The organism is Halomicrobium mukohataei DSM 12286 (genome assembly GCF_000023965.1).
In the GTDB taxonomy this organism is placed as follows: domain Archaea; phylum Halobacteriota; class Halobacteria; order Halobacteriales; family Haloarculaceae; genus Halomicrobium; species Halomicrobium mukohataei.
This window is the reverse complement of sequence record NC_013202.1, coordinates 2,466,621-2,489,576: the sequence shown is the minus strand read 5'-3', so window position 1 is coordinate 2,489,576 and position 22,956 is coordinate 2,466,621. Positions and strand designations below refer to the sequence as shown.

Here is a 22,956-nt window from a genome sequence, read left to right as displayed (position 1 = left end):
GTTTATGGCTGACTAACGAGTAAGTCCGCGTATGGAAGGATCGCAATCCCGCAAACGGCCATTGCTCGCCGCGTTGCTGGGCGCGCTCGCGACGGGACTCGGTCACCTCTACCTCCGGCGGTGGCGACGGGCCCTCGGGTGGCTCGTAGCGCTGTTCGCCGTGTCGGTCGTGTTCGTCGACCCCGCGGCCTTCGAAGCGGCGGGCCAGGGGAGCGTCGACCCGCTGGCACTCGCGCCGCTCGTGCTGGTCGCCACGCTGAGCGTCCTCGACGCGTACGCTCTCGCACACGTCCACAACGCGGTCGCTCAGCTCTCGGTCACCGACGACGGACAGCTCACGCACTGTCCGAACTGCGGTCGCGAACTCGATCCCGACATCGAGTTCTGTCACTGGTGTACCGCCGACGTTTCCGAACTCGACGTCGTCGCGACGACCGACGACGTGGGCTCCGAGTCGGAGTGAGACGGATTATTGTAGCGATTTATCGGTGATCGTCTACTCCATGGCGACGATCACCGGTAAGCAACTACGATAAACCGTATGACACGGATTATCGTCGCCGCTTCCAGTCGACCGCACGACAGCCCGCGGTTGCTCCGGTAACGATCTACAATAATCCGTACGAGAGGCTCCAGTACCGACTGTTCGTCGTCGTGAGAACGAAGAGAGAAGACCCGAGTTACGCTTCGGCGGTCTGGGCGGACTGCTTGCGTGCGATGTAGCCGGCGATGCGGTTACGGACGCCCTTGGACTCGATGTTGGTGAGCTCGGTGACGATGTCTTTGTTGTGCTCGAAGTCCGCACCGAAAGCGTCTGGATACCGTTCCATCAGGAGCGTCCCTGTCTTCTTGACGTAGGCGGGCTTGATTGCCATACGGCCACTTACCGGAGTGGCCCTCTAAAAGGATTCGGAACGACGGTCGGTTGGTGGGGAGTGACACGCCACTCATACTGCCGGCTGTACCTTCGTCCAGATATTCGCAACCCCGGGGTGGTGAAATCCGTGACAGATTTACAGCCGGTAGTATCATTCGCCGTCGACGCGCTCTCGGACGACGGCGAAGGCCTCGCGCTCGCGCTCGCCGCCACAGCGCTCGACGACGGCCTCGAAGTAGTCGATCCGATCGCGGAGCGTCTGGGTGTCGTACTCGGGCACGTCGAGCCGAGAGGCCGCGACGGTCGCCTCGACGACGGCGTAGTAGGCGCGGTTCGTCGTCGGAACGGTGCGGTGCTCGACCGCCGACTCGATCGGCGCGAGCGTCCACTCGACCCACTCGGTGCCCCCGTCGGTGCCACTCGCTCGCTCTTCGACGGCGACGCGGGCCCAGGCGTTCGCACTCGAAAGCACCGGCGCTGTCTCCTCTCGGACCGTCATCGCGGCCTCGGCGAAGTCGACGGGGTCGACCGTGAACTGGACGTATCCTTCGCCGCGCTCGCGGAAGTTCCGCCAGGTCCGGGTTCGACCCCACGTGCGCGCGAAGACGGCATCGTCGCTGGCCGGTGCGTGCAACCCCAGCGCGGCGACGTTCCAGCGATCGTTGGGCCCCAGCGTCGTCACGACCGACTCGGTCACGCCGTCCAGGTCGACGGGCCAGGACGCCGTCACACCGACAGCCCCCGCTCCAGCGCGACGAACAGCCCTCCGGCGATCAGGTCTGCGGTCGTTCCGGGGTTGATGTCTCGTTCGACGAGATCCGCTGCGAACTCGTCCACGTCGTCCTCGCCGTCGAGAACGGCCTGCGCTCGTCGCTGGACCTCCAGGGCCGTCTCTCGGTCTTGTCGCGTGCTCACGAAGGTGTCGGGTCGAGCCGCCAGCAGTTCGAGGAAGACCGTCGCCGCGCGGTCCGCCACCGGCCCAGACGCGCTCTCGATACGGTCGGCCGCGTCGAAGACGCGTCCGAAGCCGTCGGTCCACTCGGCGGCCACGTCGTCGGCGTCGGCGCTCCGTTCCATCACGTCCGCCAGCGTCAGCCCGCGGTCGCGCAGCGTCGGGACGACCTCGGCTCCGCGGCGAACGTCCAGCGGTTCCATCCCGTCCGGCGGGTCGTCGACGGCCACGTCGACGTGTTCGAACGCGCGGTAGAAGCCCGCCGCGTCGTCGACGGTCGTCTCGGCGACGACCGCGCTCGCGTGCTCTCGCGAGAGCGCACCGCTGGCCGCCGTCGCGACAAGCGGCGTCACCACGAGAAGCGCGCCGAACTGCGTGTTGCCCCCGCGCTGCTGGGCCATCCCCTCGACTGCGTGCTCGAACGCGTCACCGATCGGGTCGCCCGCGGCTGCCCGTTCGAAGCCGGGTCGGGCACCGACCGCACCGGCGAGGAAGTGCTCGAACCGGAGGTCCTCGTACTCGTGTTCCCGGTCGACGTTGCCGGGCTTCGGCGTCCCGGCGACTTCGAGCAACAGCGCCAGCTCGGCGTTCTGGGCGGTCGTTCTCACGGCTTCGCCCCCGTCTGGAACCACTCGTGGGTCGCGCGCCGGACCGCCGCCAGCACGTCCGGGTCGTCGCTCGCCCGACCGACGCTGACCGCGTCGGCACCGTATCGGAAGTACTCGTGGGCGCTCTCGGCGTCTCTGACCTCGTTGTTCGCGATCACGAACAGGCCCGTCGCGTCCGCGATCTCGCCGACGACGTGCTCGGAGTCCATCGCGTCGACGTGGACCGCGTCCGCGCCGGCCCGCTCCAGCTTCGCGGCGAGCGTCGGCAGCTCCACGCCGTCGACTTCCGCGCGGACTTTCACGCTGACGGTCGCACCGGTCGCGGTCGCCGCCTCGACCTGCCGACAGAGCTTCTCGGGCCTGTCGAGCAGCGCTTGCCCGGCCCCGGCCTCACACATCTCCGCTTGGCGACAGTGGGCGTTGATCTCCAGGATCGCGTCGTGGTCCTGACAGCGGCCGGCGGCGTCCTCGATCGGCGCGAGCGCGGCGCTGCGAACGTTGACGCCGGCTCTGATCGGCAGTTCCTCCATCGCTCGCAGCTGTCGCTGGACGAACGCCAGCGGGTCGGACGGCAGGAACTCCGTGCGGTCCCGTTCGACCATCGACCGGGCCGCGCGCCGGGTGGCGTCGTCCAGCGCGATCCCACCGAGGAAGGCACAGCCGGCGAAGGGGCCGCCACCTTCGGCCCACTCGGCGTCCGAGCGGCCGCTGAGACTCGCCAGCGCGACGGGGGGATCGAACAGCGCCCCACCTCGATCCGGGCTCACGCGACCACCTCCAGTGCCTCGTCGACCGCGCGGGCGACGCGTTCTGCGTCCGCGTCGTCGTCGATTCGCGTGTCCGTTCTGACGGTCGGCCGATCGAGCGCCGTCGGATCGTCCTCGTCGAGGACGAACGCGTCCGCGAACGAGTACGCGTCCGCGACACCGGCCGTACTGGCCTCGTGCCCCGTCGCGGTCATGAGCGTCCCGGCGGGACCGGAGAACACCTCCTCGCCGACGAACGGCGAGACGGCCACGACCGGCGCGCGTTCCAGCGCCGACTCGAACCCCGAGACGGCACGCATCGGGCCGATACTCGTGATCGGGTTCGACGGACCGATCACGACCGGCTCGGAAAGCGCCGCGTCGACGGCCGGTGTGGTCGTCGCGTCTTCGCTTCCCCGGAACTCGACGCGCTCGATCGTCGGGTCGCCGCCGTTGGCGACCCACCACTCCTGGAAGTGCTGGACGCCGTCGGGCGTGTGGATCAGCGTCGCCACCGGATCGTCGCTCATCGGCACGAGCGTGCGGTCGAGCCCGAACGCGTCGGCGAGCGTCGCCGTCACCTCCGTCAGCGAGTGGCCCTCGTCGAGCAGGCTCGTCCGGGTCACGTGGACCGCCCGGTCGCGGTCGCCGATGTGCATGAACTCTGCGACGCCGGAGAAGCGTCGCCAGCGCCCGATCTCGCGGCCGCCAGTCTGTGCGGAGTCGGGGAGATATCGCGGCCCGTCCGCGAGACCCGCTCGCTCGGCGAGTCGGTGCAGTTCGTCGTGTGTCTCGGCGGTATCGGCATCGATACCCCACCAGGTCTCGCGGTCGAGGACGCCGCCGTCGAGGAACAGCACCGTGTCCACGTCCGGACAGACGAGGTGCCCACCCAGGATCACGTCGTCGCCGGTGTTGCCGACGACGGTCGTCGTCGCTGGTGGGAAGACGGCGTCGGCCCCGGCGAGCAGCTTCGGCGTTCCGGTGCCGCCGGAGAGAAACGTCACCATACCTCCTGTAGTGGGGACGGAGTTGATAAAACATCGTCTCTCACGGGGCGTCGCCGGCCGGCCCGGCCGCCGATTGTCAACATTGAGAACTGCGGGGATTGATTCAAGTCTCGCGGACCCTCTAGGGAAGACAATGTCCGAATCCCGACGCCTGGACCGGGTCGACGCCCACCGGTTCGCCCCCGCTGGCCCCGACGAGGAGTACGTCTACGGTGCGTGCTGTCCCGGCTGGCACTCGACTGCAGACCCCGACGACGCCGTCGAAGAGTGGATCGCGTTCATGCAGGAACGCGGCATCGAACGCGTGCTCTGCCTGCTCTCGGGCACCCAGCTCGACCAGACGGAGGCCAGTACCGGACGGTACGTCCGGGCTTTCGGCGGCGAGAACGTCGAACACGTCCCGATCGCCGACCACCACCTGGCCGACGCCGAGACCCTCGAAACGGAGATTCTCCCGTTCATCGAGGAGTCCGTCGACGCCGACCAGCCCGTCGTCGTCCACTGTCTGGCCGGCATCGGCAGGACCGGCCACGTCCTCGCCGCCTGGCTCGTGTACGGTCGCGGGTACGATCCCGTCGACGCCATCGAGACGGTCGGCGAGCTGGGTCGATCGCCCGGTGAGGCCGTCGACGCCGGACACGCCCGCCGCGGCGAACTCCACGAGCTGCTCTCGACGGTTGCCTGACACTGTCGGAACCACTCTTATGCTCGGACCCGACCAAGCACTACTCGATGACCACGATCAAGGACAGCGTCCACGACCACATCGCTGTCGAGGGCGTCGCCGAGGCGCTGCTGGACACGCCGCCAGTCCAGCGACTCCGCCGGATCGCCCAGCTCGGGACGGTGACGCTCGTCTACCCCTCGGCGAACCACACCCGGTTCGAGCACTCACTCGGCGTCTATCACCTCGCCGACGAGGCGCTTGGCCACCTCGGGATCGAGGGACAGAAGGCCGAACGCGTCCGCGCCGCGGCGCTGTTGCACGACGTGGGCCACTCGCCGTACAGTCACAACGTCGAGGCGGTGATCTACCGCGAGACGGGGAAGTACCACGACGACGTCCACGATCTGCTCGACCGCGGCGAGGTGGCACGCGTGCTGGCCGACCACGACCTCGACCACGACGCGGTCGCCGATCTCGTCGCCGGTGACGGCGAACTCGGACAGCTCGTCTCGGGCGAACTCGACGTCGACCGGATGGACTATCTCGTGCGGGACGCCCACCACACCGGCGTCCCCTACGGGACGATCGACCACGAGCGGCTGATCCGGGAGCTGCGTTTCGTGGACGGCGACCTCGTGCTGGACGAGGGGAACGTCCAGACCGCGGAGTCGCTGCTGTTGGCCCGTGCGCTGATGAACCCAACCGTCTACAGGCACCACGTCGCCCGGATCGCCAAGACGATGCTCCGGCGCGGGACCGAGCGCCTCCTCGAAGCCACCGACACCGACCCGGCCGAACTGCGCCGCTGGGACGACAGCGACCTGCTCGTCTCGCTGCGTCGGACCGACGCGACGGCGGGGTACGCGCACCGTCTCACCGAGCGTCGCCTGTACAAGCGCGCGATCTGGGCCGAGATGACGGCCGTGCCCGACGAGCTACTGGCGATGGACCACGCCGAGATCCGCGAGGAGGAGCGGGCGATCGCCGACGCGGCCAACGTCGACGCCGACGCCGTCCTCCTGGACGTGCCCGGCGAACCGTCGATGCCCGAGTCGTCGAGTCGGGTCGTCGTCAACGGCGAGGTCCGCGGACTGGGCGAGCAGTCGACGCTGGTCACGGCCCTCCGAGCGGCCCAGCGAGATCAGTGGCGGCTGGGCGTCTACGCCCCCGAGGCCGTCGCCGACCGCGTGGGCGAGCGTGCGATCCGCGTGCTCGGCCTGGAACCCGACGGTGCGATGGTCCGGGACGCGCGGCCGGGCGTCCACGCGACACTCGACGAGTTCAACTGACCGGAGCCACCACGTGTGCCCATGAGCGACCAGACCATTCTCGCCGGCACGATCTTCCGCGGCCGCGAGTTCGAACCGATCGAGGGCCGCGTCGTGATCGAGGACGGCGAGATCGCGGCCGTCGAGGAAGCGACGGTCGATCCCTCCTCGTGGATCATCCCGGCGTTCGTCAACGCACACACCCACATCGGCGACTCCATCGCCAAGGAGGCCGGCGGCGGCCTCACACTCGAAGAACTCGTCGCGCCGCCCGACGGCCTCAAACACAGGCTACTCAGACAGGCCAGCCGCGAGGAACTCGTCGACGCGATGGCCCGAACGATATCGTTCATGGAGCGAGCGGGAACGGCCGCGTTCGTCGAGTTCCGCGAAGGCGGGGTCGACGGCGTCGCGGCGATCGAGGCGGCACTGGCGGACTCGCCGGTCGACAGCGTCGTCCTCGGGCGGGAGACGGTCGCGGCGATGGAGCGAAGCGACGGGTTCGGTGCGAGCGGAGCCGCCGACGGCGACTTCAGCCACGAACGGACCGCGACCGCCGAGGCGGGGAAGCTGTTCGGCATCCACGCCGGGGAGGTCGACGCCAGCGACATCAACCCCGCGCTGGACCTCGATCCGGACTTTCTCGTCCACATGGTCCACGCCGAGGGGTTGCACCTCGACCGCGTGGCCGACAGCGAAGTCCCCGTCGTCGTCTGCCCTCGCTCGAACGTCGTGACGAACGTCGGCGTTCCGCCGATCACCGACCTCGCCGAACGGACGACGGTCGCGCTGGGGACGGACAACGTCATGACCAACAGCCCGTCGATGTTCCGCGAGATGGCCTGGACGGCGAAACTCGCCGACGTTCCGGCCGTCGAGGTCCTCCGGATGGCGACGGTCAACGGAGCCGAGATCGCGGGCCTGAACTGCGGGCTCGTCGCAGAGGGCCGCGACGCCGATCTGCTGGTGCTGGACGGCGACTCGGACAATCTCTCGGGTGCGCGGGACCCGGTCCGCGCGATCGTCCGGCGTGCCGGCGTCGACGACGTCGAACGAGTCCACTACGCAGGCAAGGCTTAAGCGCCCACCCAGTGAACTGTTAACACGAACCAATGTACGACCGCTTGCTCCTGCCGACGGACGGCTCGGCCGGCATGGAGCGGGTCATCGAACACGCCGACGAGATCGCGCGACGACACGGCGCTGCGGTCGAGGTCGTCTACGTCGTCAACACCGCACACATGACGACGATGCCGACCGACGCCTCCGTCGAGGGTATTCGAGGCCTGCTCAGCGAAGAAGGCGAGATGGCCATCGAGGCCGCAGAGCGGATCTGCTCGCCCGAGACCACCGTCGAACACACGATTCTCGAAGGAGATCCCGAACGGGAGATCGTCGCCCACGCGACCGAGAGCGGTGCCGACCTGATCGTGATGGGGACCCACGGACGCGGCGGTATCGACCGCCTCCTGCTGGGGAGCGTCGCCGAACACGTCGTGCGGCGCTCGCCGGTCCCGGTCCTGACAGTCCACGTCGACGAAGCGCTGACCGCTGCCTGACGTTCGTCCCGTACCGCGGCGGATCAGGCCGGCCGGAGGTGCTCGCAGTCGCCGGCCGTGATCGTCACCCGCTCCTCGCCCGTGTCGACGACCAGCGCGCCGGGAAACGACACGTCGACGGCCTCGCCCTCGACAGTGCCGCCGGGCGTCTCGACGCGAACCCGTTTGCCGAGCGTCGTCGCGTCCGCGCGCCACGCCGGCACGACCGCGTCGAGATCGCGACGGAGCGCGTCGAACTCTTCCAAGAGTCGCTGGGTGAACGCGCGTCGGTCGACCGGCCCGACCGCGTCCTGGACGCTCGTGGCGTCGGCCTCGTCCGGCAGCGCCGCCGGGTCGACGTTGACGTTGCTCCCGATCCCGACGACGACCCAGTCGACGCGGTCGGCCTCGCCCTCGACCTCGGTGAGGACGCCCGCCAGCTTCCGCTCGTCGTCGCCCACGACCACGTCGTTGGGCCACTTGATCCGTGCGTCGACGCCGGCCTCGCGGGCGGCGCGGGTGACGGCGACGGCCGCGGCCAGCGTGAACGCCGGTGCGTGCGCGATCGGAACCCCGGGACGGAGCGCGAGCGAGAGCCAGACGCCGCCGCTGGGCGAGGCCCACGCCCGGTCGAGTCGACCCCGGCCGCCGGTCTGCTCGTCGGCCAGAACCGCAACGTCGCTTCGCCCGTCGGTCGCGAGCTCGCGTGCGCGGCGGTTCGTGCTGTCGATGCTGTCGTGGTACTCGATCTCGAAGGGCGCTTCGAGCCCGTACGCGACGGCGCTCGCGCCGAACTCGGGGACGGACACGAGTTCGTAGCCGCCGTCGCCGCTGTCGATCTCGAACCCCTCCGCTCGCAGCTGCTCGACGTGCTTCCAGACCGCTGCCCGAGACACGTCGAGGCGATCGGCCAGCGCCGGCCCGGCCACCGGCCCCTCGGAGAGCGCGTCGAGCACCTGCTCGCGTGTCGCTTGCATACAGAGCCCCTCGGCGGGGACGGCAAAAACGTCTCCGTCTGTCAGCGACCGCCGAACGCGATGCGAGCGGTCACCCGACGACGAACAGGAGATCGCCCATGTCGACGGACTCGCCCTCGCCGACGGCGACCTGGGTGACGGTCCCGCCGCGCTCGGCCACGATGTCGTTCTCCATCTTCATCGCTTCGAGCACGCAGACCACGTCGCCGGCCTCGACCTCGTCTCCTTCCTCGACGTTGACTTCGAGGATCGTGCCCTGCATCTCCGCGGTCACTTCGTCGCCTTCGGCGCTGGCTCCGCCGCCGTCGCCGCCCGAATCCGAGCCGCCACTGCCGGGTCGCTGGGGGCGGTCGCCGCCGTCGCCGCCCTGCACCTCGCCGACCTCGATCGGCGGTGCGCCGCGCTCTTCGAGTTCCACGTCGAAGCGCTTGCCGTTGACCTCGACGGTGAACTCCCGCTCGGTCACCTCCTCGTCGTCCGCGTCGCTCGTCGTCTCGGTCCCCCACCGCTCCTGTGCGGCGTCGATGCGCTCGGGGTCGAGCGTCTCGTCGAGGTACTTCGTCGTGTGCATGCCCTGGACGAACTCGTCGTCGGTGAGCATCAGGCGGTGGAAGGGGACGATCGTCGGGATCCCCTCGATGTCGTACTCGCCCAGCGCGCGCTTGCCCCGCTCGATGGCCTCCTCGCGGTCGCCCGCGTGGACGATGAGCTTCGCGATCATCGAGTCGTAGTCGGTCACCAGCTCGTCGCCCTGGCGCAGCGCGTCGTCCATCCGGACGCCGACGCCGCCGGGCGGATCGTACGTTTCGAGGGTGCCGCCGGTGGCGGGCGCGAAGTCGTCGGCGGCGTTCTCCGCGTTGATTCGGAACTCGATGGCGTGGCCGTCGACCGTCACGTCGTCCTGGGCGAAGCCGAGCACCTCGTCGGCGGCGACCCTGAGCTGCCACTTGACGATGTCGATCCCCGTGATCTCCTCGGTGACGCAGTGCTCGACCTGGATGCGCGTGTTCACTTCGAGGAAGTAGAAGTCCGCGTCGGGACCGAGCAGTTCGCCCGGCTCGCGGTCTTGCTCCTCGACGAGGAACTCGACGGTGCCGGCGTTGTAGTAGCCGGCTTCGGAGACGCCCCGGCGAGCGGCCTCGCCGATCTCCTCGCGGAGTTCGTCCGACAGGGCGGGACTGGGCCCCTCCTCGATGACTTTCTGGTGGCGGCGCTGGAGCGAGCAGTCGCGCTCGCCCAGGTGGCGGACGTTGCCGTGGTGGTCGGCGATGATCTGGACCTCGATGTGGCGCGGATTTTCGAGGTAGCGTTCGAGGTAGACGGAGTCGTTCGAGAAGTACGCCTCGCCCTCTCGTTTGGCCGATTCGAGCTGATCCTCGACTTCGTCGGGGCTCTCGACGATCTTCATGCCGCGGCCGCCGCCGCCGCCCTCGGCCTTGATGGCGATCGGATAGCCGTTCTCGTCACCGAACTCGTGGACCTGTTCGGGCTCGGTCACCGGGTCGGTCGTCCCCGGAACGATGGGCACGTCGGCCGACGACATGATCGTGCGGGCCTTCGTCTTCTCGCCGAGCGACTCCATCGAGTCGCTCTCCGGACCGACCCAGGTGATGCCGTCGGCGGCCTCGACGCGGGCCGCGAAGTCGGCGTTCTCCGCGAGGAAGCCGTAGCCGGGGTGGATCGCGTCGGCGTCGGCCTGTCGGGCGGCGTCGACGATCGCCTCCTGATCGAGATACGAGTCGGCCGCGCGGGCCGGGCCGACGTTGTACGCCTCGTCGGCGTATCTGACGTGGCCCGAGTGCTTGTCGGCTTCGGAGTAGACTGCGACGGTTTCGACCCCCAGTTCCTCGCAGGCCCGCATGACCCGAACCGCGATCTCGCCGCGGTTCGCAACGAGAACCTTGTCGAACATATCTCCCAGTACCGACGACCCCCTCATAAAACTATGCGGAATTACACGTCTCTGGTCGGCCGGTCGATCGCCGATCCGGTCCGCGGTTCCGTGCCGGCGGGACACAGGCCGCGGTACTCTTCCCGGCAGCTCCGACTATCACGTGAGATATTGGCGGGCGAACGTTTATGCCGGTAAACGGGCGAATGTGTGGTAATGTCCAGCGGACTGCAGCAGTCACGTGCTGGTTCTTTCGAGCTCGTCCATCACTACGTCGGGGGCGACGGAGAGGCCGCACTGAGAGCGCTGATGGAGGGATTCGCCGACAGCCACAGCTCGATCTCGGTTCAGGAGACCCACTACGACAACATGCGGCTCCAGGTCAAGAGCCGCATTCTGGGTGAAGATCCGCCGGACGTCTGGACCGGGTGGCCCGGCGGCGAGATGGCCGGCTACGCGGAAGTCGACGCGGTCAAAGACATCACCGACCTCTGGGAGGCCTCGGGGATGGCCGCGAACTTCCGGTCGGTCGCGGCGGACGTGTCACAGGTCGACGGTCGGTACCACGCGGTCCCGATCACCATCCACCGGGCAAACGACATGTATCTCCACACCGAGACCGTCGAGGCGCTCGGGATCGACCCCGCGCGAGCGTCGGACCCGACCGAACTCGTCGAGATGCTGGAAGCGGTCGACGACGACCACGACGGACCGTCGTTCTTGCTCCCGATGGCCGACCCGTTCACCGTCCTGCAGCTGTGGGAGATCACGCTCCTGGGACTGTCCGATCACGCCACGTTCGAGGCGATGACCGCGGGCAACGCGTCGCGTCACCGCGACGTGATCGTGAGTGCGCTCGAACACATCCAGCGTTTCTCGGCGCTGTCCAGCGAGGACTCGCTGTATCACGGGATGACCGACGCGAACGAGCAGTTCATCGACGGAGCCGCCCCGGTCTACCCGCAGGGCGACTGGGCGGCCGGCGTGTTCGACGAGACGCCCGAGTTCGACTTCCAGTCCGAGTGGGACCGCGTCGCGTTCCCCGGTACGGAGGACATGTTCGCCGTCGTCATGGATTCGTTCATCCCGTCGTCGAAATCGGACAGCGACGCGCTCGAGACGTTCCTCGAATACGTTGGCTCGTGTGACGCACAGGAGCGGTTCAGCCGGAAGAAGGGGTCGCTGCCGGCACGGAAAGACGCCTCGATCGACGGGTTCACCGAGTTCGGGAGATCACAGTACCGGCAGCTCGATCGCTCGGCCGAACAGCCCCAGATAATCACGCACGGCCTGAGCGTCTCCTCGGCACAGCTGGTCGACCTGAAGTCCGCGATCGCGGGCTTCATCGACGAGTGGGACGCACAGGCGACGGCCGACGAGATGATCGGCGTCTTCGATCGCTGACACGACGGTGCAGCCGGCAGTACGAGAACGGGCGAAGTCCTACAGCGGGATGTTGCCGTGCTTGCGCTCGGGCTGGTGCTTTCGCTTGTTTCGTAAGGTGTCCAGATCGTCGATCAGCCGCGGGCGCGTCTCCTGGGGCTCCAGCACGTCGTCGACGAACCCCCGCTCGGCCGCAGTGTAGGGGTTCGCGAAGGCGTCGCGGTACTCGTCGATCAGCTGCTGTCGGCGGGCCTCCACGTCGTCGGCCGCCTCCAGTTCGTCGTCGTAGAGAACGTTCACTGCACCCTGTGGCCCCATGACCGCGATCTCGGCGGTCGGCCAGGCGTAGTTCACGTCCGCGCCGATGTGCTTCGAGGCCATCACGTCGTAGGCTCCGCCGTATGCTTTGCGGGTGATGACGGTCAACAGCGGGACCGTCGCCTCGGAGTAGGCGTACAGCAGCTTCGCGCCGTGGTTGATGATCGCGTTGCGCTCCTGGTCTTTGCCCGGCATGAATCCGGGCACGTCGACGAAGGTACAGATCGGGATGTTGAACGCGTCACAGAACCGGACGAAGCGAGCGGCCTTCCGGGAGGCCTCGATGTCCAGCGTCCCGGCGTTGACGCGGGGCTGATTCCCGACGACGCCGATCGAGCGCCCGTCCAGTCTGGCAAACCCCATCGTGATGTTCCGAGCGAACGCTTCGGCGACCTCGAAGTACGACCCCTCGTCGACGACCCCGTCGATGACGCGCGTCATGTCGTATGGCTGCTGGGGGGCTTCGGGAACCACGTCGACCAGCTCCTCGTCTCGGCGCTCGGGATCGTCCCAGGGATCGACGCGGGGCGGGTCCTCGACGTTGTTCTGGGGGAGATAGGAGAGCATGTACCGGATGTCGTCCATCGCGGCCTTCTCGTCGGCGGCGGTCAGGTGGGCGACGCCGGACTCGCTGGCGTGGGTCTGGGCCCCGCCGAGCTCGTCGAATCCGACCTCTTCGCCGGTGACCGTCTCGATCACGTCCGGCCCCGTGATGAACATGTGGCTGGTCTCCTCGACCATGCAGACGAAGTCCGTGATCGACGGCGAGTACACCGCGCCGCCGGCACAGGGCCCCATGATCGCCGAGATCTGCGGGACGACGCCGCTGGCCTGCTGATTTCGGTGGAAGATGTCGGCGTAGCCGGCCAGCGAGTCGATCCCCTCCTGGATGCGCGCGCCGGCCGAGTCGTTGAGGCCGATGATCGGACAGCCGGTCTCGATGGCCTTGTCCATCACCTTACAGACCTTCTGGGCGAACGCCTCGCCCAGCGACCCGCCGAAGACGGTGAAGTCGTGGGCGAAGACGAACACTTTCCGCCCCTCGACCTCGCCGTAGCCCGTCACGACGCCGTCGCCGGGGACGTGGCGCTCGTCCATGTCGAAGTTCGTCGAGCGGTGTTCGCGCAGCTGGTCGATCTCGACGAACGTGTCGTCGTCGAGGAAGTAGTCGATACGCTCGCGGGCCGTGAGTTTGCCTTTGTCGTGCTGGGCCTCGATGCGCTCTTCGCCCCCGCCCAGTTCGGCCTCGCGCTTGCGCTCGCGCAGGTCGTCGACGCGGTCCTCGTGGGTCACGCGGAACCACCCTCGGCTGTGCTGTGCATGACTGGCATAGACAGCGACGGCCGGAAAAACCTTTGCGGGAGGCGGCTCGATCCCGTCCTGGGACGCGGATCGGGAGACGTGTGACCGTCAGTGTCCCGCTATCAGAGCGGCGCGAAACCGTTGCCTGCTGGCGACCCGGTACCAGCCGGAACGTCAGCGCCAGACCGTCTCGGCGGCAGGGTCATGTGGATTGAGACCAACATCTAGTGATGACACGATCGACGACGGTCCTCGTGATCGGCGGTGGTGCGACGGGCGTCGGCATCGCCCGCGACCTCGCGTTGCGCGGCGTCGACGTGACGCTGGCCGAACGCGGCGGCCTCGCGAGCGGCACCTCCGGGCGGTCACACGGGCTGCTCCACAGCGGCGCGCGCTACGCCGAGGCCGACCCGACGGGTGCCGAGGAGTGTATCGAGGAGAATCGCATCCTCCGGTCGATCGCCGGGGCCTGCATTCGCGACACTGGCGGCCTGTTCGTCCAGCTGCCGGCCGACGACCCCGACTACTTCGAGCGCAAGCGCGCGGCCTGCGAGGAGCTGGGCATCGACACCGAGCTGCTCGACGCCACGGAGGCCCGCGACCTCGTTCCCGACCTCTCGGAGGCGGTCGAACGTGCGTTCCGGGTGCCCGACGCCGTGATCTACCCCTCGCGGCTGGTGGCGGCCAACGCCGCGGACGCGGCCGACCAGGGCGCGTCGATCCACCCGAACGCACCGCTGGAGTCCGTGACGGTCGAGGACGGACGGGTCACGTCGGCTCACCTCGGGGGCACCGTCTCGGAGACGATCGAACCGGACTACCTCGTCAACGCCGCCGGTGCGTGGGCCGGCGAGGTCGCGGCTATGGCGGGCCTCGACGTGGAGATGGCTCCGTCACGGGGCGTGATGGTGGCCGTCGACTACGACCGGGTCGGCTCCGTCCTGAACCGATGTCGTGACCCCGACGACGGCGACATCGTCGTCCCTCACGAGCGCCAGGCCGTCCTGGGGACGACCAGCGTGCCCGCTTCGGACCCGGACGACTACGAGCGGGCCGACTGGGAGGTCGAGACCTGCATCGAGGAGTGTGCGACGATGTTGCCGCCGGTCGCCGACGCCGAGATCGAGCGGACGTGGTGGGGCGTTCGCCCCCTGTACGCGCCCGACGAGGCAGAGTCAGAGCGGCGCGGGATCTCACGTGGCTTCCTCCGTCTCGACCACGCCGAGGACGGCGTCGAGAACGCCGTCAGCGTCGTCGGTGGGAAACTCACGACCTACCGGCAGATGGCCGAGGCGACGACCGATCTGCTCTGTGATCGGCTGGGAGTCACGACGGACTGTACGACCGCCGAGGAACCGCTGCCCGGTGCCGACGATCCGGGGACGCTGGACGAGTTCGTCGCCCGGTTCGACGGTCAGGGACCGACCGACTCGGACGTCGTCGCGAGCCGGTGACTGGGCGGTACGAACCGCTGTCAGGGCCCCGATCGATCGTGACACTCTGCGTGAACCGTCGGAGTAAAGTCCGTCTGTCGCCTCCCGTCGGCCGTGAGAAACGTTACGGACCGGCCGGCCAACCCCTTCGGCTTCGATCCCGGCTGTGAACAGTACGTCGCAGGGTACGGCGACGCCAACGCCCACTTCCACGTCGTCGGTGACCACCCCGGCGTCCACGGGGGCGTCGACTCCGGGATTCCCTTCACCGACTGCGAGGCCGGCGATCGCCTCCAGCGCGCGCTCGTCGACGCGGGCCTCCTGCTCGAAGCGGGGACGCCCCCGACCGTCGACAAGACCTACTTCTCGTATCTCCACATGTGCGTCGCCGACGGAACGCCCGACAGTCGATCCTACGACGACCTGGAGCCGCTGTTCGACTCCGAACTGCGAGCGATCACGGCCCACGTCTTGCTCCCCGTCGGCGAACGAGCCACGCGCCACGTCTTCTCGATCGCGACCTCGGAGCGGACCGACGACATCGACATGGACGAGCGACACGCGACGGAGGTCGCCGGGGCCGGGTGGCTCGTCTACCCGATCAAAGAGCCCACGACGTGGGACACAGACGACGAAAAACGGCTCGTTCGGGCGCTCGAAGCACTGCTTGCCTCGGACTACCGTCGCGAGGCCGACCTCGGTCGATTTCTCCCGAACGACGATCCCTATCTGGTGCGCTGAGCGGCCGTCGGGCCTACACCGGCGGGACGATCGCGCCCTCGACGAACAGCGTCCGCAGGCCGAGCACGAGCGTCACGGCGACGCCAGCGACGACGACGATCCGGACCGTCCAGAGCCACGCCGGCCCGAACCAGTCCATCCCGGACATCCCCTGTCGAATCTCCGTGAGCGCCTCGTCGCCGAGTACCCAGCCGACGAACAGCATCGCGAACAGCACCGACACCGGCAGCAGGAGCTGGTACGCGAGGTTGTCGAACCACGTGAGCCACGCCGTGTCCCAGGCCGACGGGAGCCCGAGGACGAACAGCCCGACCCCGAGTCCGGCTGCCAGCGGCACGCGCCCGATATCGTAGTTGTCGGTCGCCCAGGACACCGACACTTCGAGGAGACTGATCGCCGACGAGAGCGCGGCGATCAGGACCACTCCGAAGAAGACGACACCGAGGAGTCGACCTGCCGGTAGTTCCGCGAAGCCGCTCGCCATCGCGATGAAGATTGCGGACGGACCGCTGGTCGCCGGATCGATCCCGTTGGCGAAGAGGACCGGGAACACGACGAGCCCGGCGAGGACGCCGATGAGCGTGTTGGTCCCGACGATGATCCCGCCGTCGACGGCGAGGTTGTCGTCGTTACCGACGTACGAGGAGAAGGTGACCATGATCGCCATCCCGAGCGACAGCGTGAAGAACGCCTGACTGACCGCGAAGGGAATCGCCGTCCCGGCGTTCGCCAGCAGCGTGTCGAGGTCCGGCGAGAGGAAGTACTCGTAGCCCGCGGCCCCGCCCTCCAGCGTGAACGCCCAGACCGCCATCGCGAGCATGAGGAGGACGATGCTCGGAACCATCACCTTCGTCGCCTTCTCGATACCGTCCTCGACGCCCAGTGCGACGATGCCGACGACCACCAGAACGAACAGCGCCTGGGCCGCGATCGCTTCCGGGCCCGCCGAGACAGCGCCGAAGTACTCGGCCGGCGCGTCGAAGTAGGCACCGGTCGCGCTGCCGACGATGTAGCGCATGACCCAGCCGCCGACGACGTTGTAGTACGAGAGAATCCAGAATCCCGTCGCGACGCCGAGTGCGCCGACGATTCGCCACTGCCGGTGTCCGAGTTCACCGAAGGCGTCGATCGCGTTCAGACGCGTCCGCCGGCCGAGGACGAACTCCCCCAGCAACGCCGGGAACCCGATCGCGACGACGGCGATCAGATAGAAGACGAGGAAGCTCGACCCCCCGTTGGCCCCCGTCTTGAACGGGAACTGCCAGATGTTTCCGAGTCCGACCGCGCTCCCGATCGCGGCTACCAGAAATCCGATTCGTGTCGTCCACGTTGCTCGTTCGGCCATACTTACTGACCGGGTTCACGATGGAGTGATATAACACCTGTGAAACCTATCATATATGTATCCATATCTGAAGGTGTTGGACCGTCAGCAGTTCAATAGGGCTAATATAGCAGTTGCGAAATGAAAAGGGAGCGTCAACTATTCCGTCCACACGTCGTCTCTCGCTCGCCGTCGGGCGGTCTCGACTCGGTGACGATCGTGACGTACACTTATAACCCGAGCGCTCGACGTATCGAATATGCGAACTCGTCTCAAACGAGTCTTCCGACGGTCGAAGTACGCGGCAACCGGTGCGGCACTCGGCGCGGCGGTCGGTGCCGTCTTCAGCAGGAACGCTGCGAGTACCGGCGGCGCGCTCGGCGGCTTACTCGGCGCGACGATCGCCCAGCAGCGCGACTCGGTCGACAACGTCGTCGGCGAGATCAAAGAGAAGAGAGCGCCCGAACGGCTGGCCGACGAGACGGAGTGATACTGCCGGCTGTCGGTTCCTGAACGGCCGTACTGTCGGTCGTGCTGGCCGTCCGTAGCGCGACGCCCCGTCGTGTCGACGACGCGGGCCGGGTAAGCGAGACTTTTTCTCGCTCCCTCGTCAACGGCAGTGATATGAGCAACGACGAGTCTCTCGATACCCGCGGCCGGCGGTACGACCCCGACGCCGACCACGCGTTTCCCGACGAGCGGGTGAACGACGTGCTGGCCGCGATCGAGTCTGACACCGAGATCCAGGCGTACCTGGAGGCACAGAACGTCAACCCGGTCACCCGCAAGCGCTACAACGACCACGGCGCGAAACACATCTCGATCGTCCGCAACCGGGCGCTGTGCCTCTACGACCTGCTCAAGCGCGGCGGTATCGAGTTCAACGGTGCCAGCGAACAGGGCCTGGAGGAGGCCGACGAAGCCGTCATCGTCGCGCTGGCCGCGACCCTGCACGACATCGGCCACGTCGTCCACCGGGACGACCATCCCTACTACTCGATCCCGCTCGCGGCCGACCTCCTCGACGACTTCCTGCCGGCGTACTACGACACGGAGGCGGCGGTGCGGGTGAAAGGCGAGGTGCTGCACGCGATCCTCTGTCACCACACCGAGGAGGACCCGCTGACGCTGGAGGCCGGCGTCGTCAGAGTCGCCGACGCGCTGGACATGGAGAGCGGGCGCTCGCGCATCCCGTACAACCACGGCGGACGCGGCATCAACACGGTATCGAGCCAGGCGATTAAGCGCGTCTTTCTCCAGGATGGCGACGACAAACCGGTCCTCGTCGAGATCGAGATGTCCAACGCCGCGGGCGTCTACCAGGTCGACAACCTCCTGAAGGCCAAGCTCCAGGGCTCCGGCCTCGAACCGTACGTCCGTATCGTCGCGCTCAACATCCGCGAGGACGAGGACCAGCTGGTAGAGCGCATCGAGCTGTAGCTGCTCGCAGCCGACGGTCCTCTGGGACCGTACCGCCCGGTCACGTCGGGCTTACCGAGCGTACCCGGTGTATGAATTTATGCGGGCACCGCCAACGCTCGCGCATGAACGGCGTGACTACCCCGGATCTGTCGTCCGAGTCCCCCGACGCGTCGAACGACGCACGCGAGTCGGTGGCGGGCCGGGTCCGGGCCGCCATCGAACACCTTCGACGGCACGTGGGTGCGCTGCTGTCCCGCGAGCGGTCGGCGAACGGTACCAGCGACCAACGGGCGCGTCGAGAGAGCGCCGCGTACGGCCTGGATCTGGACCGGTTCCCCGAGCGGGCACAGCCGCTCACCTACCCCGACCGCGAACTCGACGGCCTCAACACGCCAGACGTGATCGGGATCGAGACCGACGACGGCCTCCGGCTCTCGATTCCGGACAATCCCGACGCCGCCGTCGTCTCGGACGTGTGGGTGCCGATCGAGGAGTGAGCGCGCTCGTCATGTATCGCAGAAATTCGGTCACGGCTCGCGTGGCTCGCCGTTCACTGTTCTGAGGTTCCCGCAGTCGCTCGAACCTCGCTACGGGGCGACCGGGATTTGAACCCGATGCAAATCCTCGCTTCGCTCGGATTTCCGTGATTCAAATCCCGCTGCCGATTTCGCTCGTCACGTCTGTTCCTCGCAGAAATGCGTTCACGGCTCGCGTCGCTCGCCGTTCACTGTTCCGAGGTTCCCGCAGTCGCTCGAACCTCGCTATGCGGCGACCGGGATTTGAACCCGGGCCATGAGCTTGGAAGGCTCAGGTCCTACCACTAGACCACCGCCGCTCGGATGCACTCGCGGCGTCGTCCGAGACGCCGCGAGACTCGTGACGACGGACCGTCTCCACGGTGCGGCCCGTCGCCACTCGTCCGTCAATAGCCCGTGCTGTTTTAAGGGCGTTTCCCTTCGGGACGCACGACGGCGTAGCAGTTCCCGCTCGAAATTTCCAGTGACTCCAGCGCGAGGTCGCTGGCGGCGATGTCGCGCTCGAACTCGGCGGGTGCGTAGATGTGGTAGAACCGTGGAATCGTTCGACCGCCCGGCAACGTCCAGTCGACGGTGGTGTCGAAGCCCCGCTCGGCGTCGGCGCTCGCGTCGAAGCGGTCGTGGGCCGTCGACCAGGCGCTGACCAGTGCGCGCCCGCCGGGCGCGAGGACCCGTGCGAGTTCGTCGAGGCTGTCGCGCCGGTCTGTCCTCCGCGGGAGGTGGTGGATCGTGGCGACGTAGACCGCGAGGTCGGCACAGTCGTCGGCCAGTGGCAGCGTCGCCGCGTCGCTCTGGAGCAGCGTCGTCGCGGGACACGCTGCGAGGCGGTCGCGTGCTGCCGCCAGTAGTTCGCGGCTGGCATCGAGTCCCACCACGCGGTCGGCGCGGTCTGCCAGCAGTTCGGCGTGCCGGCCGTTGCCACAGCCGACGTCGAGCGCGACGCCGCCCCGACACCGATCCTCGACGAAGGACTCGACCTCCGGCCAGGCGTACTCGCGGGTCTTCGAGAAGTGGCTCCCGATCGTCTCGTAGGTCTCGCGTACGTCCGCTCGCGAGGGGCCGTCGAACATATCGATCCCTGCGCGCGCTGGCGCATAGTGGCTTCGCTCTCGGTCACGTACGCGGAGAGAATTATTCGTCTCGCCGAGGTCCGGCCCCGGCGGCTGGTCACGGTGCTACTGGTCGTACTTCTCGGGGTAGGCCTCGGCGAGCAACTCGGGGCGTGCGTCGAGTCGCTCTCGAATGGGGTCGATCACGTCCGAGACGTACTCCCCGGCGGCGGGCTTGAGGTCTGCCGGGTGGAGCTCCTCGCTGAGGAAGTCCGCTTCCAGTTCCTCGAACTCGTCGTAGACGAGGTTCCCGCCGTACTCGTCGGGGCGCTCGACGACGAAGGATTCGCCGCGCTCTTCGAGTACCGGGAAGACGAGGTATTCGAGGTACTCCAGTACGCCGTTGTCCTCGCGCTCGCCCATCGGACAGTACGCGTCTTCGATCTTCTCGACGACGGCGTCGTGGCTGTCGTTGAGGTTGACCTTCGTATCCTCTTTCGAGGCGCTCATCTCTTCGCCGGTGAGCCCCGACAGCAGCGGCGCGAAGATACAGACCGGCGCGTCGTGCCCGTGGTCGGGCAGCGTCTCGCGAGAGAGCATGTAGATCCCGCGCTGGTCGTCGCCGCCGTAGGCGATGTCGGCGTCGAGAGCTTTCACGTCGAGGGTCTGCATCAGCGGGTAGATCAGCCCGCCGAGGTTCGGGCTCTCGGACTCGCGGACGACTCTGCTGCCGGCCCGCTGGGTCCTGGCGAGGGTCGTCTCGGCCGCCATACGGTACATCTCCAGGGTGTACTCCTCGTCGAGCTGGAAGTCGGTCCCGCGGACGAACGAGATCTCGTCCGGGTCCGCCCCGGCGGCCTCGATCATCCCTTCGATGGCGACCTGGTAGTACTCCGAGCGGGCGTCGAGCAGGTCGAAGGGGCTCTTCTCGTCGTCGAGGTGCGCGTGCAGGTCCGCGATCAGCACCGTCACGTCGATGCCCGCCTCGATGAAGTCCGCCAGCTTGCGCATCGTCGTGTAGTGTCCGATGTGCATCTCTCCCGTGGGCGCGTAGCCGATGTACGCCGAGGGAGTCCCCTCGTCGAACAGCGCTTCGAGTTCCTCTTCCTCGATGACTTCGAGCGTGTGACGCGTCGCCAGTTCGAGGCGATCGGCGGTGTCCATACCTCTGGTACCCCACCGCGGTGATTAAAACGTTCCATCTCCCCTCGCCGCGAGCGACGCACTCAACTGTCCCAGGGCCAACACACTCCCATGTACACCGGGACCACGGAGGAGCCGTGCTGTCTGTGCGGGACCGAGGAGACGGCCACTCGGATCGACCTGCCCCCGCGGGCCGTCCAGCTCATGCGACACGGCGACCCCATCGCCTGGCGCGACATCGAGAGCACCGTCACGGTGTATTTCTGTGCGGACGACTGGGAGACGGTTCGCGATCTCGTCCTCGAAACGGGAATGAGCCCCCTCTCGCGGTGCAACGTCGCCCACGCCTCGTTCGACCTGCGCGAGGACTTCGAGGCGCTGCTCAACGACGTGCGCGACGAACCGGACCAGCGGCCACGCGAGCGCGAGATGCTCGCCGACGCCCGAGAGACGATCGAGCGCTACGGCGAGGACGACCACGTCGAGGAACGGGACGTGGTCGAGGCACGGATCGTCACTTGGGCGCTCGAAGACCTCGGCGAACGGGCGACCACCGAGTGATACGGATTATTGTAGCGATTTACCGGTGATCGTCGCCACGGAGTAGACGATCATCGGTAAGCAACTACAAGAAACCGTATGAGACGGTACGACCCCAGGGAGTCGCTCGCTATCCAAACTGTTTTGACCGGTCACGGCAGTGTGTGAACCGATGACTGTACGTGTAGGTGTTCTGGGGGCCACTGGTGCGGTCGGTCAGCGACTCATCCAGTTGCTCGAACCGCACTCCGATTTCGAGATCGCAGCACTGACTGCCAGCGAATCCAGTGCCGGCAAGGCGTACCGAGAGGCGGCCAAGTGGCGCATCGACGCGCCGATTCCCGAGGACGTGGCCGAGATCGAAGTCGGCGCGACCACGCCCGAGGACGTGCCCGACGACGTGGACCTGATCTTCTCGTCGCTCCCCTCCGGCGTCGGTGCCGAGGTCGAACCCGAGTTCTGCGAGGCGGGCTACGTCGTCTCCTCGAACTCCTCGAACGGCCGCATGGACGAGGACGTGCCGCTCGTGATCCCCGAGGTCAACGCCGATCACCTCGACGTGCTCGAACGCCAGCGCGAGGAACGCGGCTGGGACGGTGCGCTCCTGAAGAACCCGAACTGCTCGACGATCACGATGGTGCCGCCGCTGGCGGCACTGGACGAGGCCTTCGGTCTGACTGACGTGCGCGTCTCGACGCTACAGGCCGTCTCCGGGGCGGGCTACGACGGCGTCACGTCGATGGAGATCATCGACAACGCGATCCCGCACATCGGCGGCGAGGAGGAGAAGATGGAGACCGAGTCTCGGAAGCTGCTGGGCGGCTTCGACGGCACGGCGATCGAACTCCACGGGATGGACGTGGCGGCCTCCTGTAACCGCATCGCGACGCTCGACGGCCACCTCGAGAACGTCTGGGTCGACACCGAAGACGACGTGACTGTCGCCGACGCCGAGGACGCGCTGCGGTCGGCGGAGGGCATCGACCTGCCGTCCTCGCCCGACCAGCTGATCCGGGTCTTCGACGAGCCTGACCGGCCACAGCCCCGCCTCGACCGCAACATCGAGGACGGGATGGGCGTCGCAGTCGGCGGCGTCCAGGAGACGACCGACGGACTTCAGTTCAACTGTCTCGCTCACAACACGATGCGGGGCGCTGCGGGCGCGAGCGTCCTCAACGGCGAACTGCTGGCGGCCAACGGCTACCTGTAGTCGCCGGCACCCTTTTCTATA

General features: G+C 67.6%; 24 protein-coding genes and 1 tRNA gene. 13 read left to right on the top strand and 12 right to left on the bottom strand.

Going from position 1 to position 22,956, the window contains the following annotated elements; genetic code table 11:
- Window positions 1-31: 31 nt before the first annotated feature.
- A complete protein-coding gene (locus tag HMUK_RS12500; protein ID WP_015763534.1) occupies window positions 32-463 on the top strand; it encodes a zinc ribbon domain-containing protein in 432 nt (143 codons plus the stop codon).
- Between the two features lie 217 nt (window positions 464-680).
- Here the strand turns inward: HMUK_RS12500 and HMUK_RS12495 are convergent, their stop codons facing one another.
- From HMUK_RS12495 to cofD, 5 genes are all read right to left on the bottom strand, one after another.
- On the bottom strand, window positions 681-875 hold the full coding sequence (locus HMUK_RS12495; RefSeq protein ID WP_015763533.1) for a 30S ribosomal protein S17e: 195 nt from the start codon (window positions 873-875) through the stop codon (window positions 681-683).
- A 153-nt stretch (window positions 876-1,028) separates the two neighbouring features.
- Window positions 1,029-1,607, bottom strand: coding sequence for a DUF447 domain-containing protein (locus HMUK_RS12490; RefSeq protein WP_015763532.1), 579 nt, complete (start codon window positions 1,605-1,607; stop codon window positions 1,029-1,031).
- Window positions 1,604-2,437 carry a triphosphoribosyl-dephospho-CoA synthase gene (locus HMUK_RS12485; RefSeq protein ID WP_015763531.1) on the bottom strand — a complete coding sequence of 278 codons (834 nt, stop codon included), beginning with the start codon at window positions 2,435-2,437 and terminating at the stop codon, window positions 1,604-1,606. Before HMUK_RS12485 ends, HMUK_RS12490 begins: the two co-directional genes overlap by 4 nt.
- Window positions 2,434-3,180 carry a tRNA-dihydrouridine synthase gene (locus HMUK_RS12480; RefSeq protein WP_049940894.1) on the bottom strand — a complete coding sequence of 249 codons (747 nt, stop codon included), beginning with the start codon at window positions 3,178-3,180 and terminating at the stop codon, window positions 2,434-2,436. Before HMUK_RS12480 ends, HMUK_RS12485 begins: the two co-directional genes overlap by 4 nt.
- A gap of 20 nt (window positions 3,181-3,200) precedes the next feature.
- Complete coding sequence (gene cofD, locus HMUK_RS12475; RefSeq protein ID WP_015763529.1) at window positions 3,201-4,193, bottom strand: 2-phospho-L-lactate transferase; 993 nt, start codon at window positions 4,191-4,193, stop codon at window positions 3,201-3,203.
- Between the two features lie 133 nt (window positions 4,194-4,326).
- On the opposite strand from cofD, the gene HMUK_RS12470 reads away from it, so the two are divergent.
- Genes HMUK_RS12470 through HMUK_RS12455 form a run of 4 tightly spaced genes read left to right on the top strand, consistent with a single transcriptional unit; the run spans window position 4,327 to window position 7,687 of the window.
- Window positions 4,327-4,878: a protein-tyrosine phosphatase family protein gene (locus HMUK_RS12470; RefSeq protein WP_015763528.1), complete on the top strand. Its 552-nt coding sequence runs from the start codon at window positions 4,327-4,329 to the stop codon at window positions 4,876-4,878.
- Window positions 4,879-4,925: 47 nt separating this feature from the next.
- Entirely contained in the window at window positions 4,926-6,149 is a 1,224-nt protein-coding gene (locus HMUK_RS12465; protein ID WP_015763527.1) for an HD domain-containing protein, read from the top strand.
- A 21-nt stretch (window positions 6,150-6,170) separates the two neighbouring features.
- Window positions 6,171-7,208: an amidohydrolase family protein gene (locus HMUK_RS12460; protein WP_015763526.1), complete on the top strand. Its 1,038-nt coding sequence runs from the start codon at window positions 6,171-6,173 to the stop codon at window positions 7,206-7,208.
- Between the two features lie 32 nt (window positions 7,209-7,240).
- Window positions 7,241-7,687, top strand: coding sequence for a universal stress protein (locus tag HMUK_RS12455; RefSeq protein WP_015763525.1), 447 nt, complete (start codon window positions 7,241-7,243; stop codon window positions 7,685-7,687).
- 23 nt (window positions 7,688-7,710) lie between these two features.
- On the opposite strand, the gene HMUK_RS12450 is transcribed toward HMUK_RS12455, so the two are convergent.
- The gene (locus HMUK_RS12450; RefSeq protein WP_015763524.1) at window positions 7,711-8,643 is read right to left on the bottom strand and encodes a biotin--[acetyl-CoA-carboxylase] ligase; all 933 of its coding nucleotides are present in this window, start codon (window positions 8,641-8,643) and stop codon (window positions 7,711-7,713) included.
- 70 nt (window positions 8,644-8,713) lie between these two features.
- Window positions 8,714-10,555 (bottom strand): acetyl-CoA carboxylase biotin carboxylase subunit, encoded by a 1,842-nt coding sequence (locus HMUK_RS12445; RefSeq protein ID WP_015763523.1) that lies wholly within the window; start codon window positions 10,553-10,555, stop codon window positions 8,714-8,716.
- Between the two features lie 195 nt (window positions 10,556-10,750).
- Here HMUK_RS12445 and HMUK_RS12440 point away from each other — a divergent pair, with 195 nt between their 5' ends.
- Complete coding sequence (locus tag HMUK_RS12440) at window positions 10,751-11,938, top strand: ABC transporter substrate-binding protein (RefSeq protein ID WP_015763522.1); 1,188 nt, start codon at window positions 10,751-10,753, stop codon at window positions 11,936-11,938.
- Window positions 11,939-11,977: 39 nt separating this feature from the next.
- Here HMUK_RS12440 and HMUK_RS12435 read toward each other — a convergent pair whose 3' ends face one another.
- Window positions 11,978-13,528: an acyl-CoA carboxylase subunit beta gene (locus HMUK_RS12435; protein WP_015763521.1), complete on the bottom strand. Its 1,551-nt coding sequence runs from the start codon at window positions 13,526-13,528 to the stop codon at window positions 11,978-11,980.
- Between the two features lie 239 nt (window positions 13,529-13,767).
- Between HMUK_RS12435 and HMUK_RS12430 the strand changes: the two genes are divergently transcribed.
- Window positions 13,768-14,991 carry an FAD-dependent oxidoreductase gene (locus tag HMUK_RS12430; protein WP_015763520.1) on the top strand — a complete coding sequence of 408 codons (1,224 nt, stop codon included), beginning with the start codon at window positions 13,768-13,770 and terminating at the stop codon, window positions 14,989-14,991.
- Between the two features lie 93 nt (window positions 14,992-15,084).
- Window positions 15,085-15,711, top strand: a complete 627-nt coding sequence (locus tag HMUK_RS12425; protein WP_015763519.1) for a uracil-DNA glycosylase family protein — start codon at window positions 15,085-15,087, stop codon at window positions 15,709-15,711.
- A 13-nt stretch (window positions 15,712-15,724) separates the two neighbouring features.
- Here HMUK_RS12425 and HMUK_RS12420 read toward each other — a convergent pair whose 3' ends face one another.
- Window positions 15,725-17,056 carry a sodium-dependent transporter gene (locus HMUK_RS12420; protein ID WP_015763518.1) on the bottom strand — a complete coding sequence of 444 codons (1,332 nt, stop codon included), beginning with the start codon at window positions 17,054-17,056 and terminating at the stop codon, window positions 15,725-15,727.
- 238 nt (window positions 17,057-17,294) lie between these two features.
- On the opposite strand from HMUK_RS12420, the gene HMUK_RS12415 reads away from it, so the two are divergent.
- The 3 genes from HMUK_RS12415 to HMUK_RS12405 all read left to right on the top strand — a co-directional run bounded on the left by HMUK_RS12415 (window position 17,295) and on the right by HMUK_RS12405 (window position 18,954).
- Window positions 17,295-17,525, top strand: coding sequence for a hypothetical protein (locus HMUK_RS12415; protein WP_015763517.1), 231 nt, complete (start codon window positions 17,295-17,297; stop codon window positions 17,523-17,525).
- Window positions 17,526-17,659: 134 nt separating this feature from the next.
- Entirely contained in the window at window positions 17,660-18,475 is an 816-nt protein-coding gene (locus HMUK_RS12410; protein WP_015763516.1) for an HD domain-containing protein, read from the top strand.
- Between the two features lie 104 nt (window positions 18,476-18,579).
- A complete protein-coding gene (locus tag HMUK_RS12405) occupies window positions 18,580-18,954 on the top strand; it encodes a hypothetical protein (protein WP_015763515.1) in 375 nt (124 codons plus the stop codon).
- A gap of 267 nt (window positions 18,955-19,221) precedes the next feature.
- On the opposite strand, the gene HMUK_RS12400 is transcribed toward HMUK_RS12405, so the two are convergent.
- The 3 genes from HMUK_RS12400 to HMUK_RS12390 all read right to left on the bottom strand — a co-directional run bounded on the left by HMUK_RS12400 (window position 19,222) and on the right by HMUK_RS12390 (window position 21,206).
- A tRNA-Gly gene (locus HMUK_RS12400) sits at window positions 19,222-19,292 on the bottom strand.
- Between the two features lie 105 nt (window positions 19,293-19,397).
- Entirely contained in the window at window positions 19,398-20,063 is a 666-nt protein-coding gene (locus tag HMUK_RS12395) for a class I SAM-dependent methyltransferase (RefSeq protein ID WP_015763514.1), read from the bottom strand.
- A gap of 105 nt (window positions 20,064-20,168) precedes the next feature.
- Window positions 20,169-21,206, bottom strand: coding sequence for a tyrosine--tRNA ligase (locus HMUK_RS12390; protein WP_015763513.1), 1,038 nt, complete (start codon window positions 21,204-21,206; stop codon window positions 20,169-20,171).
- 90 nt (window positions 21,207-21,296) lie between these two features.
- Here HMUK_RS12390 and HMUK_RS12385 point away from each other — a divergent pair, with 90 nt between their 5' ends.
- Complete coding sequence (locus tag HMUK_RS12385; protein ID WP_015763512.1) at window positions 21,297-21,746, top strand: hypothetical protein; 450 nt, start codon at window positions 21,297-21,299, stop codon at window positions 21,744-21,746.
- 151 nt (window positions 21,747-21,897) lie between these two features.
- Window positions 21,898-22,935, top strand: coding sequence for an aspartate-semialdehyde dehydrogenase (gene asd, locus HMUK_RS12380; protein WP_015763511.1), 1,038 nt, complete (start codon window positions 21,898-21,900; stop codon window positions 22,933-22,935).
- The last annotated feature ends 21 nt before the right edge of the window (window positions 22,936-22,956 follow it).

Coding starts and splice junctions, on each gene's coding strand:
- HMUK_RS12470 (WP_015763528.1), top strand. CDS start 4,327: ATGTCCGAATCCCGACGCCTGGACCGGGTCGACGCCCACCGGTTCGCC.
- HMUK_RS12440 (WP_015763522.1), top strand. CDS start 10,751: ATGTCCAGCGGACTGCAGCAGTCACGTGCTGGTTCTTTCGAGCTCGTC.
- HMUK_RS12430 (WP_015763520.1), top strand. CDS start 13,768: ATGACACGATCGACGACGGTCCTCGTGATCGGCGGTGGTGCGACGGGC.
- HMUK_RS12450 (WP_015763524.1), bottom strand. CDS start 8,643: ATGCAAGCGACACGCGAGCAGGTGCTCGACGCGCTCTCCGAGGGGCCG.
- HMUK_RS12420 (WP_015763518.1), bottom strand. CDS start 17,056: ATGGCCGAACGAGCAACGTGGACGACACGAATCGGATTTCTGGTAGCC.
- HMUK_RS12405 (WP_015763515.1), top strand. CDS start 18,580: ATGAACGGCGTGACTACCCCGGATCTGTCGTCCGAGTCCCCCGACGCG.
- HMUK_RS12410 (WP_015763516.1), top strand. CDS start 17,660: ATGAGCAACGACGAGTCTCTCGATACCCGCGGCCGGCGGTACGACCCC.
- HMUK_RS12500 (WP_015763534.1), top strand. CDS start 32: ATGGAAGGATCGCAATCCCGCAAACGGCCATTGCTCGCCGCGTTGCTG.
- asd (WP_015763511.1), top strand. CDS start 21,898: ATGACTGTACGTGTAGGTGTTCTGGGGGCCACTGGTGCGGTCGGTCAG.
- HMUK_RS12455 (WP_015763525.1), top strand. CDS start 7,241: ATGTACGACCGCTTGCTCCTGCCGACGGACGGCTCGGCCGGCATGGAG.
- HMUK_RS12395 (WP_015763514.1), bottom strand. CDS start 20,063: ATGTTCGACGGCCCCTCGCGAGCGGACGTACGCGAGACCTACGAGACG.
- HMUK_RS12390 (WP_015763513.1), bottom strand. CDS start 21,206: ATGGACACCGCCGATCGCCTCGAACTGGCGACGCGTCACACGCTCGAA.
- HMUK_RS12495 (WP_015763533.1), bottom strand. CDS start 875: ATGGCAATCAAGCCCGCCTACGTCAAGAAGACAGGGACGCTCCTGATG.
- HMUK_RS12385 (WP_015763512.1), top strand. CDS start 21,297: ATGTACACCGGGACCACGGAGGAGCCGTGCTGTCTGTGCGGGACCGAG.
- HMUK_RS12445 (WP_015763523.1), bottom strand. CDS start 10,555: ATGTTCGACAAGGTTCTCGTTGCGAACCGCGGCGAGATCGCGGTTCGG.
- HMUK_RS12465 (WP_015763527.1), top strand. CDS start 4,926: ATGACCACGATCAAGGACAGCGTCCACGACCACATCGCTGTCGAGGGC.
- HMUK_RS12415 (WP_015763517.1), top strand. CDS start 17,295: ATGCGAACTCGTCTCAAACGAGTCTTCCGACGGTCGAAGTACGCGGCA.
- cofD (WP_015763529.1), bottom strand. CDS start 4,193: ATGGTGACGTTTCTCTCCGGCGGCACCGGAACGCCGAAGCTGCTCGCC.
- HMUK_RS12460 (WP_015763526.1), top strand. CDS start 6,171: ATGAGCGACCAGACCATTCTCGCCGGCACGATCTTCCGCGGCCGCGAG.